This window comes from Rhodovulum tesquicola (assembly GCF_024128855.1).
Classification (GTDB): Bacteria; Pseudomonadota; Alphaproteobacteria; order Rhodobacterales; family Rhodobacteraceae; genus Rhodovulum; species Rhodovulum tesquicola.
On sequence record NZ_JAMYDV010000010.1, the window covers coordinates 40,331 to 53,192 of the forward strand.

Genomic DNA, 12,862 nt, shown 5'->3' on the forward strand with positions numbered 1-12,862 from the left:
AAGGACCCGAGCGATGGGCGGCGATTACAGCAAGGACAGTTTCGACGCGCTGCGCGACTATGCCGGGGTGTTCCTGCAACAGGGCCGGCCGGTGCTGGACTCCGACTGGAACGAGATGGTGCGCGTTCTGGAGCGGCGCATCCGGGCGGGCACGGTGGACACGATCGGCCGCGCCGTGGTCACGCGCGAGACGGAAACCGGCTTTCACATCCGCCTTGCAGGCGGCGGGATCGAGATCGGGCCGGGGCGGCTTTATCTTGGCGGGATGCTGGTGGAAAACCACGGCAATGCCGATTTCGCGCGGGCGGGCGACGGCCCCGTCCCGGTCTTCGACCGCGGCACCGGCCCCGCGACCGCGCCGCAAGGCGTTCTGGACGAACTGGCCTCGCCCCCCGAGGGCTATGTCGCCTACAGCGCCCAGCCCTGGTGGCCGACGCCCGAGGATCCGCCCCGGGTCAGCGGGCCGGTGCTGGCCTATCTGGTCGCCTGGCAGCGCGAGGTGACGGCGCTGATGGACCCGACGCTGCTGGACCCCGCGCTGGGCGGGGTGGACAGCGCGACGCGCTGGCAGACAGTCTGGCAGGTGCGGCTCTTGGGCGGGATCGGCACGGGGGCCAGTTGCGCCACGCCCGACGAGGCACTGACCGGCTGGGCCGCGACCATCGCGCCCTCGACCGCGCGGCTGAGCACCGATACCGTCGATGTCGAGGATCCCGAAGATCCCTGCCTTGTGCCGCCGACCGATGGCTATACCGGGCTTGAGAACCAGTTCTACCGGGTGGAAATCCATCAGGTCGGCGACAGCGGCGCCCAGACCGATGCGTGGTTCAAGTATTCGCGCGAGAATGCCTCGGTCGCGGCCGCCATCGAGAGCTTTGCCGCCTCGGCCGACCGGATCACCGTGCGCAGCATCGGCCGCGACGAGATCCTGCGCTTTCGCGAGGGCAACTGGGTCGAGATCACCGATGACCGGCGCGAGTTCGACCATCGCTCGGGCCAGATCCTGCGCATCGCCGCGGTGCGCGAGGACATGCGCGAAATCGAGCTTGAGGGGACCATAGACCCCGACCTGATCCCCACCGGCCTTGACGGTGACACCCCGCGCGCACGCCATTCCCGGCTGATCCGCTGGGACCAGACCGGCGTGATCCGCAACATCGCCGACAATTCCGTATGGTGGGATCTGGACGCCGAGAACCCCGGCGCGCCGCCCGGGCTGATCCCGGTGCCGCCCGCGGGCACGGTCCTGCTGCTGGAATCGGGGATCACGGTGGCCTTCTCGACCGCGCCGGGCGCGGGGCGGTATCGGGCGATGGATGCCTGGCGGTTCCGCGCGCGCACCGCGGGCACCCAGATCGAGCGGTTGACCGAGGCCCCGCCCGACAGCGTCCAGCGCCATTACTGCAAGCTCGCGGTCCTGACCTCGCCCAGCGCCGCGCCGGACGATTGCCGCATCTTCTGGCCGCCCGACCCCACGCAGGTCCCCGCCGGCGAAGGCTGCGCCTGTTCGGTCTGCGTCACCCCCGAAAGCCATGCCTCGGGCCCGCTGACGATCCAGGCGGGCATCGACCGCGTGGCGGCGGCGGGCGGCGGCACGGTCTGCCTGAACCCCGGGCGCTACGAATTGCGCGAACCGTTGCGCATGGCGAACCTGTTCGGCGTCACGCTGAAGGGGCACGGGATCACGACGGTCATCTCGTTGCAGAACGCCGTGGGCGCGGCCATCGAGATCGACACCTGCATAGACATCCGCATCGAGGATCTGTCGATCATCGTTGCGCCCGAAAGCGCGGGGTCCACCGCGCCCGGCGCGGCCTCGGCGCATGGGCTCAGGGCGACGCATACCGCGACGATGGCGCTGCGCCGCCTGGCGATCCTGGTGCTGGCCTCGGGGCCGACACGGCAGGATCATGGCATCGTGCTCGAAGGCATCGTGATGGCCGCCAAGATCGAGGAATGCCTGATCGCGGCGCCGATGGGAATCGGCTCGGTCTCGGCCTTCGACGCGATGGGCGGCGGCGGGGTGGTCGCCGCGGTCGAGCCCCGCCCGGGCTGGCTGGCGCTGGCCGAATTGCGGATGCTCGACAACATCGTGTTCGCGGACAATGTCGGGCTGCGGCTGGTGGGCCTTGCCTTCAGCCTTGCAGGCACGACCATGGCGCGCAACGTCTTCTCGGGCTCGATGGCGGGGGTTGCGCTGAACTGGTTCGAACTGCCCACGGGCGGCACAGCACTTGACGGCAACACGATCCAGTCCGAAGGCCCCGCCGCCGTGATCGGCGTGAACGACATCCGCCTTCAGGACAACGAGATCAGCGGCGGACCGGTTGCGGCCGACGGTATCCTGATAATGCCCAACGTGGTGCCCGAGGTGCCGGTCTCGGCGCAACTGATCGGCAACCGCATCTCGGATCTGGGCGGCGTGGGCATCCGGATCGCGGGCGAGTATGATGCCCTGCTCATCAAGCGCAACCTGATCCGGCGCTGCGGGCTGGCCGGGATCATGTCCCAACCGGGCTTTGCCGGGCGCCATATCGCCATCGAGGACAACGTGATCGAGGATATCCGCGGCGGGCCGGATGGCGTGGGCGCGGCGGGGATCGTCCTGCTCGGCGTGATCGAGGGGCAGGCGCGCGGCAATTCGATCCGCGGGATCGGACGGGAAATGCCCGACCGCTCGCAGAATGCCGGAATCGCGCTGCAAGGGGTGCTTGCCCTCGCGATCGAGGGCAACACGATCACCGAGATCGGCCCCGACCGCGCCGAGGCGCGGGCCTGGGGCGTGCTGGGCCGTCCGCCCTGGTTCCAGCTTTCGGTCCGGGACAACCGCATCGACGGCACCACGGAACGGCGCGGCGAATTCACTGCCTGGCAGGCCATCGAGATCGGCTCGGAGGAGGATATCGCGCGGATCGGCGATGGCGCGGCCCTGCGTGAGGCGTTCACCGGCACGATGGGGGCGGTCCCGGGCATCGAGCGGCGCGACATCGGCTATGCCGCCATCGACGGGCGGCTTTACGCGCTGACCCATCGCGACGCGTTCGAGGTGGCGCCGATCCTGCCCGTCCAACTGGGCGTGGCGGGCAACCAGGTGATCCATTTCGCCCCACAGATTGCCCCGGTCGTCGTCATCGCCGCGCCCGGCACCGCCTCGGTCGATTTCAGCCGCAACCAGTGCGACCTGCTGGGCGGCGCGAATATCGCGGCGCAGGTGGTGATCGCCGCCGAACGGATCACCGCGGGCGCCAACAGCCTGCGCCACCCGCGCGAGGCGGGGCTGTCGCTGCTTCTGGCAACGCGCGCGGCGACCCCCGTGGGCAACATCACCTCGGCCGGCGTTCAGGTCACGCCCGCGGGCCTGCCTGCGGCCTTTGCCGCGCTCAACATCATTGCCCCCTGAGACAGAAAGGACGCATCATGGCCGACAGGATCGCCCGAGTGGCCCGCGAGCGCAGCCTCAAGACGCTTGCCCAGCGGCTTTTCGTGATCGAGGAACCCGAGGCCGAGCGCAAGCTGCAACTGGCTGAGGCCGCGCTGTTGCGCGCGAACCCGGAGCTTGCCACGCCCGAAGGCTTTGCCAGCGGCAAGGCCATCGTCATTCCCGGCGATATCGGCCTGCCGCGCACCGACCGGGTGATCGCGGCGCGGGCGGATGCGGGCGGCATACTGGACGAAACCGGCACCCGGCTGGAGCTTGCCGGGCGGGTGCTTTCGGACCGCTTCGCCGCCTCGGGCAAGGCGACCGAACGGGGGCTGGCGCGGCTGGGCGACCGGGCCTTCGCCCAGCAGGTGCGCCGGGCGCTGCCCGAAAGCGCCGAGCTTGCATCAAAGGCCCGCGAGGCGCTGGCCAAGCGGCAGGAGGAGGACAAGACCCGCGCCGAACGCTTCGCCAAGGCGCTGGACGAGGCGCAGGAGCGGCTGGCCGCCCTCAGGGCGCTGGCCGAACGCCAGCGCTGAGGGCGGCGCAGCGCCCCTTACCGGCTGCCGGGCAGGCTGCCGCGCCCCTGCCCCGCCAGCCCGCCCGAAACCTCCTCGGTCGCCTCGGAGGGCAGGTCATCGGGCAGCGCGAGGTTCAGCCCGATCGCGATCAGCGCAGCGGGCAGGATGCCGCTGGTCATCAGGATGCGCAGCGTCTCGGGCAGGTGCTGCACCGCCGAGGGTTCAAGCTGCAAGCCCAGCCCGACCGACAGCGCGATGGCAAAGATCACCATGTTGCGCCGGTTCCAGTGCACATCCGACAGCATCGAGACACCCGCCGCGACCACCATGCCGAACATCACGATGACGCCGCCGCCCAGAACCTCGATCGGGATGGTGCGGATCAACGCGCCGACCTTGGGCACCAGACCGCACAGGATAAGGAACAGCGCGCCGATGGTCACGACATGGCGGCTCATCACACCGGTCATGGCAATCAGGCCGACATTCTGGCTGAATGAGGTGTTGGGCAAGCCGCCGAAGACACCGGCAACCGCCGTGCCGACCCCGTCGGCATAGGTCGCGCCCTGAATTTCCTTCTCGGTCGCCTCGCGCCCGGCGCCGCCCTTGGTGATCCCCGAGACATCGCCCACGGTTTCCACCGCCGAGACAAAGGCCATCAGGCAGAAGCCCACGATGGCCGCCACCGAGAATTCAAGCCCGTACTTGAACGGCACCGGCACCTCGATCAGGCCCGCCCGGCCCCAGCTTGTCGCGATGCCCTGAAAGGTGACCATGCCGATGGCCAGCGCATAGACATAGCCGACAAGAATGCCCACCGCGACCGCCGAGACCGACAGCATCCCGCGGGCATAGAATTTCAACCCCAGCGTGACGAACACCACCACCAGCGCCGCCGACCAGCTGCGCAGGCTGCCGAATTCCGGCGTGCCCATGGCCGGAACGCCGCCCGCGGCATACTGGATGCCCACCTTGACCAGCGCGAGCCCGATCATCGTGACCACAAGCCCCGTCACCAGCGGCGGCAGCGCAAAGCGGATGCGCCCGATCACCGTGCCCAGCGCGGCATGGAACAGCCCGCCCACCAGCACGCCGCCAAAGATCACCGGCAGCGCCTCGACCCCCTTGCCCGCGACCAGCGGGATCATGATCGGGATGAAGGCGAAACTGGTGCCCTGCACGATCGGCAGCCGTGCGCCCACCGGGCCGATGCCGATGGTCTGGAACAGCGTGGCGATGCCCGCGAACAGCATCGACATCTGTATCAGATAGGACATGTCCGGAAAGCCCTGCGCCCCCGCGGCCGAGCCGAAGCCGAAGCCCGCCGCACCGGCCAGGATGATCGCGGGCGTCACGTTCGAGACGAACATCGCCAGAACGTGCTGGATGCCGAGCGGCACCGCCTTGTAGAGCGCGGGCGTGTAGTTCGGGTCGCGGAGTTGTTCCGGCGTCCCGATGGTGCTGTCTGCCATCGTCCTTCTCCCTGTTTTTGCGCGCCGCCCTTACGGGGTGACGCGGATGGGCCGGCCCAGGCGGTGCTCCTCAAGGTTTCCTCCCGCACCGATGCGGTCGATGACCGCGAAAAGGCCCGGGCCGGCAATCGGACACAGAACGCCATGCCAAGTGTTCCGTGCGATGTTCACGCATTGGTATCCTTCGGCAACGAAGGCACGGGGAGTTCCCGGCGCCCCGCCCTCGTCTGGCGCGACAATCACCAGATATCGGCCGCCCTGCATCGGAATGAAGCATTGCGAGCCCAGCGGATGACGTTCCAGCAGCGTGCAGTCATGGGGCAGGCTGCGGATCTCGGCCTGAAACAGGCTGAGGCCCGGCCGCCCGTCGACGATATCCAGCGTGGCAAGGTCGGTGAAGCGGCGGCAGGCGCCCTCGTTGATCAGCCTGAAATCGCCGCCCGGCTCGATCACCTCGCCGAAAGAGGCGAAGGCGTCGGCGGTCAGGGGGGCCGCGGTCAGGCTCATGCGCCGGGCAGCGCGAGTGCCGGATGGCGGTTCACGTCCTTGTAGAGCAGATAGCGGAACCGCCCCGGCCCGCCCGCGTAACAGGCCTGCGGGCAGAAGGCCCGCAACCACATGAAATCGCCCGCCTCGACCTCGACCCAGTCGCGGTTCAGCCGGTAGACGGCTTTCCCCTCCAGAACGTAAAGCCCGTGCTCCATCACATGCGTTTCCTCGAAGGGGATCAGGCCGCCGGGCTGGAAGGTGACGATGTTCACATGCATGTCGTGGCGCAGGTCGTCCGGATCGACAAAGCGCGTCGTGGCCCAGCGCCCATCCGTGCCGGGCATGGCGACCGGCGCGATCTCGGTCTCGCTGGCGAAGAAGGGTTCGGGCATCTCGATTCCCTCGACCGCCTGATAGCGCTTGCGGATCCAGTGAAACCGGGCCGGATGCTCGCCCAGCGCCCTCAGCCGCCAGCCGCAGCCGGGCGGCAGATAGGCATAGCCGCCGGGCTCGACCAGATGGGCAATCTCGCCCAGCGCGATCTCGATGGCGCCCTCGGCGACGAAGATCACGCCCTGGGCGCCCGGATCGGGCTCGGGCGCGTCGCTGCCGCCGCCGGGTGCCACTTCCATCACATATTGCGCAAAGGTCTCGGCAAAGCCGGTCATCGGCCGGGCAATGATCCAGGCCCGGGTATCCCGCCAATGCGGCAGGTTCGAGGTCACGATATCGCGCATCACGCCCCTGGGGATCACCGCATAGGCTTCGGTGAACACCGCGCGGCCGGTATGCAGCGCCTCCTGCCCCGGCAGCCCGCCATGGGGCGCGAAATAGGGGGGATGGGTCATTGCGGCAGCATCTCCTTCAGGCGGTGAAGCGCGATCCGTTCGACCTGGCGGCAGGCTTCGGCGAATTCCTGATCGGCGTCGTTCTCAAGCCGCCGTTCAAAACCCGCAAGGATCGACGCCTTGTCGTGGTCGCGCACGGCTATGATGAAGGGAAAGCCGAAGCGCGCGGTATAGCGGGCATTCAGGTCCTGAAACCGCGCGCGCTCGGCATCGGTCAGCGCGTCGAGCCCGGCGGAGGCCTGTTCCGCCGTCGAGTCGGGCGTCAGCCGTCTGGCCTGCGCAAGTTTCCCCGCCAGATCGGGATGGGCGCGCAGAACGGCCAGCCGCCGATCCGCATCCGCCATCCGGAACACCCGCGCCAGCGCATTGTGCAGCCCCAAGGCGCAATCATGCGCGGGGCCAAGTTCCAGCCCATGCGCCCCCTCGGCGATCCAGGGCGAATGTTCGAACACGCCGCCGAAGCGGTCCACGAACCGCGCACGGTCCATCTGCGAGGGGCGTTCCCAGACCACCGGGGGATGGGTCGCGGCCCAGTGATCCGCAATGTCGATCCGGCGCGCGACCCACACATCGTCATGCTGCGCGACATAGTCCAGAAACCGCGCCAGCGCCGCCGCCCGGCCGGGCCGGCCCACCAGCCGGCAATGCAGCCCCACCGACATCATTTTCGGCGCCCCCGCCCGCCCCTCGGCCAGCAGCACGTCGAAACTGTCCTTGAGATAGGCGTAGAACTGGTCGCCCGCGTTGAAGCCCTGCGGCGTGGCGAACCGCATGTCGTTGGCGTCCAGCGTATAGGGCACGATCAACTGGTGGCGCTCGCCAAAGCTCATCCAGAATGGCAATTCGTCGGCGTAACTGTCTGCCACATAGGCAAAACCGCCATTCTCGGCGGCCAGCCGCACGGTGTTCATCGAGGTCCGCCCGGTATACCAGCCGCGCGGGGTCGCGCCGGTCACCGCCTCGTGCAACCGCTTGGCCTCTTGCATATGCGCGCGCTCGTCGGCCTCGGACCAGTCCCTGTACTCGATCCATTTCAGGCCGTGGCTGGCGATTTCCCAGCCCGCCGCCTGCATCGCGACCACCTGCTCGGGGCTGCGGGCCAGAGCAGTGGCGACGCCGTAGACCGTCACCGGCATGTCGCGTTCCGTGAACAGGCGATGCAGCCGCCAGAACCCGGCCCGCGCGCCGTAGTCGTAGATCGTCTCCATGTTCCAGTGGCGCTGGCCTTGCCAGGGGGCTGCGCCCACGATCTCGGACAGGAACGCCTCGGACGCTTCGTCGCCATGGAGAATGCAGTTCTCTCCACCCTCCTCGTAGTTGACGACGAACTGCACGGCGAGCTTCGCGCCGCCGGGCCATTTCGGGTCCGGCGGCGTGGCCCCATACCCCCTGAGATCGCGCGGATACCTGTTCATGCGCCCTCCGATCGCTTCACTTTCGCATAATCCAAGAAGACCCCTGCCGTCTTTCAAAAAAATCCTGAAAGTGTTTCGGGCCGCGGGGCGTTTATAGTCCTCCCGCGCTCGGGCATGACCGGGAAAACGGCACAGGAGGCATGCGATGCCCGGATATCTGACGACCCATGTTCTGGACACGGCGCGCGGCTGCCCGGCCGCGGGGCTGCGGATCGAGCTTTTTCGGCTCGACGGCGCGGATCGCGAGACCATGGCCGAGATGCGCACCAATGCCGATGGCCGCACCGACGCGCCGATCCTGCCCGAAGACGCCTTCGCGCCGGGGAGCTACGAGCTGGTGTTCCACGCGGGCGACTACCTGCGCGGGCTCGGGCTCGCGGCCGATTTCCTCGACGTGATCCCGCTGCGCTTCACGATGGCCGAGGCAGATCACTACCACGTCCCGCTCCTGCTCTCGCCCTACGGCTATTCCACCTATCGCGGCAGCTGATAGGCGCGCTCTCGCGCCTTGAGTTCCGCCTTGATGCGCTCGGCCATGAACTCGATGAAGAGCCGACTCTTGGGGTCCTGGTTGCGCTTGTGCGGAAACAGGCAGGCGAGCTGCGCATCGGGCGGCGGCGTCGATTCGGCCACCGGCACCAGCGCGCCCGAGGCCAGGTGCTCGGCCACGTCGAAGACCGCCTTCATCACGACCCCGCGCCCGTCCAGCGCCCATTCCGTCAGCACATCGCCATCGTCGCAGGCATAGGGCCCCTTGATGTCGAAGCGCTGCGGCCCCTCGGGCGTGCGCAGCGTCCAGCGGAATTCGGTCGAGCCGGGGAAGCGCAGCAACAGGCAGTCATGCCCTTGCGCCACCAGATCGGCCCCCGCCCGCGGCATCCCGCGCCGCTCGAGATAGGCGGGCGCGGCGCACAGAACCCGCGGGCAATCGGCCAGCATCCGCACGCGCAGTCCCGAATCGGGCAGATCGCCCAGCGCGAAACTGACATCCAGCCCCTCGCCCGTCACATCCACCCGGCGGTCCGACAGCCGCAACCGGACATGCACCTCGGGGTATTTCTCGTGAAATTGCGCCACGTTGGGCGCGATCAGCCGCCGCCCCACCCCCAGCGGCGCCGAGACGAAGATCGACCCGCGCGGGTTCAGCGTCACCTCGTGCACCGCCGCCTCGGCCTCTTCCAGCGCCTCGAGCACCTTGAGTGCCTTGGGATAGTAGATCCGCCCCTGCTCGGTCGGCTGGATCGACCGCGTGGTGCGCACGAATAGCCGGATGCCCAGATGCCGCTCGAGCTCCGCGATCCGGGACGAGGCCACCGCCGCCGAGACCTGAAGATCGCGCGCGGCGGCGGACATGTTCTCCAGCTCGTAGACGCGCACGAACATGCGGATATTGTTGAGACTGGTCACGGATCGGTCACGGGGCGATTGTTCGGGTATTCTTGAAACTGATCGGCGGTTTCAGGAATTATCAGAAAGCCCAGGGTCCGTATAGCGTGCCGGAAGGACCGCAAGGAGACCCCAGATGTTCGACACCGCGATGATCCTCGACTGGCTGGAATTCGCCATCCGCTGGCTGCATGTCATCACCGGCATCGCCTGGATCGGATCGTCCTTCTATTTCATCGCGCTGGATCTGGGGCTGCAAAAGGTGCCGAACATGCCCCGGGGCGTGCTGGGCGAGGAATGGCAGGTGCATGGCGGGGGCTTCTACCATATCCGGAAATACACCGTGGCCCCCGATCACATGCCCGAACACCTGACCTGGTTCAAATGGGAGGCTTACTGGACCTGGATCTCGGGCTTTGCGCTGCTGGCTGTTGTCTACTGGGTCGGGGCGGAGCTTTACCTCATCGATTACACGAAGATGGACCTGACCCAATGGCAGGCCATCGCGATCTCGGCGGGGTCGCTGGCGCTGGGCTGGGTGCTCTACGACCTGTTGTGCCGCAGCAAGCTGGGCCGACAACCGACCACGCTGATGCTGATCCTGTTTGCCATTCTCGTCGTCATGTCATGGGCTTACACGCAGGTCTTCACGGGCCGCGCGGCGCTTTTGCATCTGGGCGCGTTCACCGGCACGATCATGGTGGCCAATGTCTTCCTCGTCATCATGCCGAACCAGCGAATCGTGGTGGCCGACCTCAAGGCGGGCCGCACGCCCGACCCGAAATATGGCGCGATCGCCAAGCTGCGCTCGATGCATAACAATTACCTGACGCTGCCGGTGATCTTCCTGATGCTGTCGAACCACTACCCGCTGGCCTTTGCCAGCGAGTACAACTGGATCATCGCCAGCCTCGTCTTCCTGATGGGGGTCACGATCCGGCATTATTTCAACACGATGCACGCCCGCAAGGGCCGCCCGAACTGGACCTGGGGGGCGACGGCGGCGGTGTTCCTGGCGATCATGGCGCTGTCGGCCGCGCCGATGCTGAAGGGCGCGGAGCCGGTTCAGGACACCGCCCTGCCCGCCCACCTGGCCCCGGCGGTCGCCGCCGCCCATTTCGCCGAGGTGCGCGAGATCGTCGAGACGCGCTGCGCGATGTGCCACGCCGCCGAACCGCTCTGGCCGGGGCTTGCCACCGCGCCCAGGGGCGTGCGGCTTGAGACCGAGGCCCAGATCGCGACGCAGGCGCGGGCGATCTACCTTCAGGCGGGCATCACCCATGCCATGCCGCCCGGCAACCTCATGCAGATCGAGGAGGCAGAACGCGCCCGGATCGTGGCCTGGTATCGCAGCATCGGCGCGGCGCGGCAGATGGCCCGCGCGCAATAGCCCAGCGCCTGCCCGCGGCCCCGATCTCACCTTCTTCCTGGCCGAAATACCCCGGGGGTCGCCATTGAAGCGCCGTGGCCATTGTCGCTCGAACCAATGGCGCACCAATGGCAACTCCGAGCGACAATGGCGACGGGCAGCGCCCCCGGGCGGGTCGCCCCGGCGCCAGCGGGGCGAAACCGCGCCTAGCCCAGTTCCAGCGTCGCCACCGCGGAAATCACGTCACCGCCCACCGGCGCCTCGCCCCGGTACATCCGCGCCGTCTCGAACACCGGCACCATCCCAAGTCCGGCGCAATGGGCCGAAAGCCACCGCCCGTCGGCGGGAAGGTCGATCATCACCGCCGCCTCGCCCGTCACCACCCCCGCCGCCTCGATCAGCGCCGCGGCAATCGCCTCGGTGCGCGCCACCAGCGGGCCGATCTTGTAGCCCTCGCGGCATTCGCGCAGCGTGACGAAGCCCGCGATCTCGCCCTCGGCGCGCGCCACCAGGGTCTTGCGCGTGGCCGTGTCGGCCAGCCATCCGGACAGGAAGCGCGGCTTCTCATGGCCCGCGGCGCGCGCTTCCAGCGCGATCAGCCCGGGCCGTTCGCGCGCGCCGGCCGGTCCGATGCCCGCATGCGGCGCTCCCGGCAGCACCCCCGCAAAGCGCACCGTGCGTCCCGCCATCGCGAAGCCCGATCGGGCATAGTTCGCCTGCTGCGCCGCCACCCCGTCCAGCCCCACGCTACGCGGCCCGGCATGCTCCAGCGCATGCTGCCACAGGTGCAGGCCGACCCCCTTGCCGCGATAGTCCGGGTGGCAGATGTAAAGCCCCAGAAACGCCACCCTGTCGGAATGGTTCACCACCGAGATCGCGGCCGCCACCCTGCCATCCAGTTCGGCGACGAAGAACCCCTCGGGATCGGTTGCGTGGAACGGCTCGGCATCCTCCAGCCCCGGGTTCCAGCCCTCCTCGGCGGCCCAGCCCAGCACGAGGTCGAGTTCCCTTCGGCTCATGGTCCTTGGTTTCATGCCCGCCCCAGCGCCTCTTTGAGCGAGCGCCGCTGCCCCGGCGCCTCGCGCAGGTCGAGAGAGGACAACAGGTCCAGCAGGTGCCCCTTCATCAGGTCTTCGGCCAGCGCCCCGTCCCGGTCGGCCAGTGCCTTGAGCAGCGCGTCATGGGCATGGCTTTCGCAGAGCGCGTTGCGCCGCCGCCAGTATAGCGCGATCACCAGCGACGAGCGCGATACAAGCTGGCCGATGAACTCGGCGATGGTGGCCTGGTCGGCGATGCGGGCGATCTCGATATGAAAAAGCCCCGACAGCCGCAGCGCCGCGCCGTCCTGCCCGGCATGCAGCGCGGCATGTTCCTGCGCGATGTGGCGGCGCAGGATCGCGATATCCTCGGGCGTGGCGCGCTCTGCGGCGGAGCGCGCGGTGCGCGGCTCCAGCAGCGCGCGCGCCTCGAACACCTCGCGCGCCTCGCGCACCGAGGGCTGGGCGACAAAGGCGCCGCGATGCGGCTCGATCGTCACAAGCTGGTCATGGGCAAGCTGTTGCAGCGCGGCGCGCACGATGGTCCGGCTGACGCCGAAAATCTCGCCCACCTCGTCCTCGGACAGCTTCATCCCCGGCCCCAGCCGGTGTTCGTGGATCGCGCGGGTCAGGCTGTCGGCCACCTCCCGCGCGCGCGTGGCACGGCCGCTTTCACGACCGGCCGCATGCGCGCTGGGGATGCCAAGCTCGTTCACCGGATGACTTTCTTTTCTGGGGCGGGGCGGGGGCCCGTTTGCCCCTGTTTGGCGAAATACCGGACGGGGCTCAAGATTCGCGAGGGCGGGGCGGGTTCGGACACATGATCGTATACAATCTGCGCACCTCTTGCAGACATTCCCGCTCACAATCGCCCATTCCGCGGGCAGTTGAAGAATCCCCCCGCCCC

The 12,862-nt window shown here is 68.4% G+C and carries 11 protein-coding genes; 4 read left to right on the forward strand and 7 right to left on the reverse strand.

Features of this window, described 5'->3' with window-relative positions:
• Positions 1–13 precede the first annotated feature (13 nt).
• Positions 14–3,400, forward strand: coding sequence for a DUF6519 domain-containing protein (locus tag NHN26_RS10295; RefSeq protein ID WP_253089398.1), 3,387 nt, complete (start codon positions 14–16; stop codon positions 3,398–3,400).
• Between the two features lie 17 nt (positions 3,401–3,417).
• Positions 3,418–3,957, forward strand: a complete 540-nt coding sequence (locus NHN26_RS10300; RefSeq protein ID WP_253089399.1) for a hypothetical protein — start codon at positions 3,418–3,420, stop codon at positions 3,955–3,957.
• A 17-nt stretch (positions 3,958–3,974) separates the two neighbouring features.
• Here the strand turns inward: NHN26_RS10300 and NHN26_RS10305 are convergent, their stop codons facing one another.
• The 4 genes from NHN26_RS10305 to puuE are packed head-to-tail and all read right to left on the reverse strand — an operon-like array spanning position 3,975 to position 8,163.
• The gene (locus tag NHN26_RS10305) at positions 3,975–5,411 is read right to left on the reverse strand and encodes a uracil-xanthine permease family protein (RefSeq protein WP_253089400.1); all 1,437 of its coding nucleotides are present in this window, start codon (positions 5,409–5,411) and stop codon (positions 3,975–3,977) included.
• 30 nt (positions 5,412–5,441) lie between these two features.
• Positions 5,442–5,918 carry an ureidoglycolate lyase gene (locus NHN26_RS10310; RefSeq protein WP_253089401.1) on the reverse strand — a complete coding sequence of 159 codons (477 nt, stop codon included), beginning with the start codon at positions 5,916–5,918 and terminating at the stop codon, positions 5,442–5,444.
• Positions 5,915–6,748: a bifunctional allantoicase/(S)-ureidoglycine aminohydrolase gene (locus NHN26_RS10315; protein WP_253089402.1), complete on the reverse strand. Its 834-nt coding sequence runs from the start codon at positions 6,746–6,748 to the stop codon at positions 5,915–5,917. Before NHN26_RS10315 ends, NHN26_RS10310 begins: the two co-directional genes overlap by 4 nt.
• Positions 6,745–8,163 (reverse strand): allantoinase PuuE, encoded by a 1,419-nt coding sequence (puuE, locus tag NHN26_RS10320; RefSeq protein WP_253089403.1) that lies wholly within the window; start codon positions 8,161–8,163, stop codon positions 6,745–6,747. The genes NHN26_RS10315 and puuE overlap by 4 nt, the downstream gene beginning before the upstream one ends.
• Positions 8,164–8,308: 145 nt before the next feature.
• Here puuE and uraH point away from each other — a divergent pair, with 145 nt between their 5' ends.
• A complete protein-coding gene (gene uraH, locus NHN26_RS10325; protein ID WP_253089404.1) occupies positions 8,309–8,653 on the forward strand; it encodes a hydroxyisourate hydrolase in 345 nt (114 codons plus the stop codon).
• Here the strand turns inward: uraH and NHN26_RS10330 are convergent.
• Positions 8,638–9,570, reverse strand: a complete 933-nt coding sequence (locus NHN26_RS10330; RefSeq protein WP_253089405.1) for a LysR family transcriptional regulator — start codon at positions 9,568–9,570, stop codon at positions 8,638–8,640. The genes uraH and NHN26_RS10330 overlap by 16 nt on opposite strands.
• Before the next feature lie 115 nt (positions 9,571–9,685).
• Between NHN26_RS10330 and NHN26_RS10335 the strand changes: the two genes are divergently transcribed.
• Entirely contained in the window at positions 9,686–10,939 is a 1,254-nt protein-coding gene (locus NHN26_RS10335) for a urate hydroxylase PuuD (RefSeq protein ID WP_253089406.1), read from the forward strand.
• Between the two features lie 185 nt (positions 10,940–11,124).
• On the opposite strand, the gene NHN26_RS10340 is transcribed toward NHN26_RS10335, so the two are convergent.
• Complete coding sequence (locus NHN26_RS10340; RefSeq protein ID WP_253089407.1) at positions 11,125–11,937, reverse strand: GNAT family N-acetyltransferase; 813 nt, start codon at positions 11,935–11,937, stop codon at positions 11,125–11,127.
• An 11-nt stretch (positions 11,938–11,948) separates the two neighbouring features.
• The gene (locus NHN26_RS10345; RefSeq protein ID WP_435594199.1) at positions 11,949–12,656 is read right to left on the reverse strand and encodes a GntR family transcriptional regulator; all 708 of its coding nucleotides are present in this window, start codon (positions 12,654–12,656) and stop codon (positions 11,949–11,951) included.
• Positions 12,657–12,862: the final 206 nt, after the last annotated feature.

Bases quoted from the DNA above. Each gene is read 5' to 3' on its own strand.
- NHN26_RS10295 (WP_253089398.1), top strand. From the start codon at position 14: ATGGGCGGCGATTACAGCAAGGACAGTTTCGACGCGCTGCGCGACTAT.
- NHN26_RS10300 (WP_253089399.1), top strand. From the start codon at position 3,418: ATGGCCGACAGGATCGCCCGAGTGGCCCGCGAGCGCAGCCTCAAGACG.
- NHN26_RS10305 (WP_253089400.1), bottom strand. From the start codon at position 5,411: ATGGCAGACAGCACCATCGGGACGCCGGAACAACTCCGCGACCCGAAC.
- NHN26_RS10310 (WP_253089401.1), bottom strand. From the start codon at position 5,918: ATGAGCCTGACCGCGGCCCCCCTGACCGCCGACGCCTTCGCCTCTTTC.
- NHN26_RS10315 (WP_253089402.1), bottom strand. From the start codon at position 6,748: ATGACCCATCCCCCCTATTTCGCGCCCCATGGCGGGCTGCCGGGGCAG.
- puuE (WP_253089403.1), bottom strand. From the start codon at position 8,163: ATGAACAGGTATCCGCGCGATCTCAGGGGGTATGGGGCCACGCCGCCG.
- uraH (WP_253089404.1), top strand. From the start codon at position 8,309: ATGCCCGGATATCTGACGACCCATGTTCTGGACACGGCGCGCGGCTGC.
- NHN26_RS10335 (WP_253089406.1), top strand. From the start codon at position 9,686: ATGTTCGACACCGCGATGATCCTCGACTGGCTGGAATTCGCCATCCGC.
- NHN26_RS10340 (WP_253089407.1), bottom strand. From the start codon at position 11,937: ATGAGCCGAAGGGAACTCGACCTCGTGCTGGGCTGGGCCGCCGAGGAG.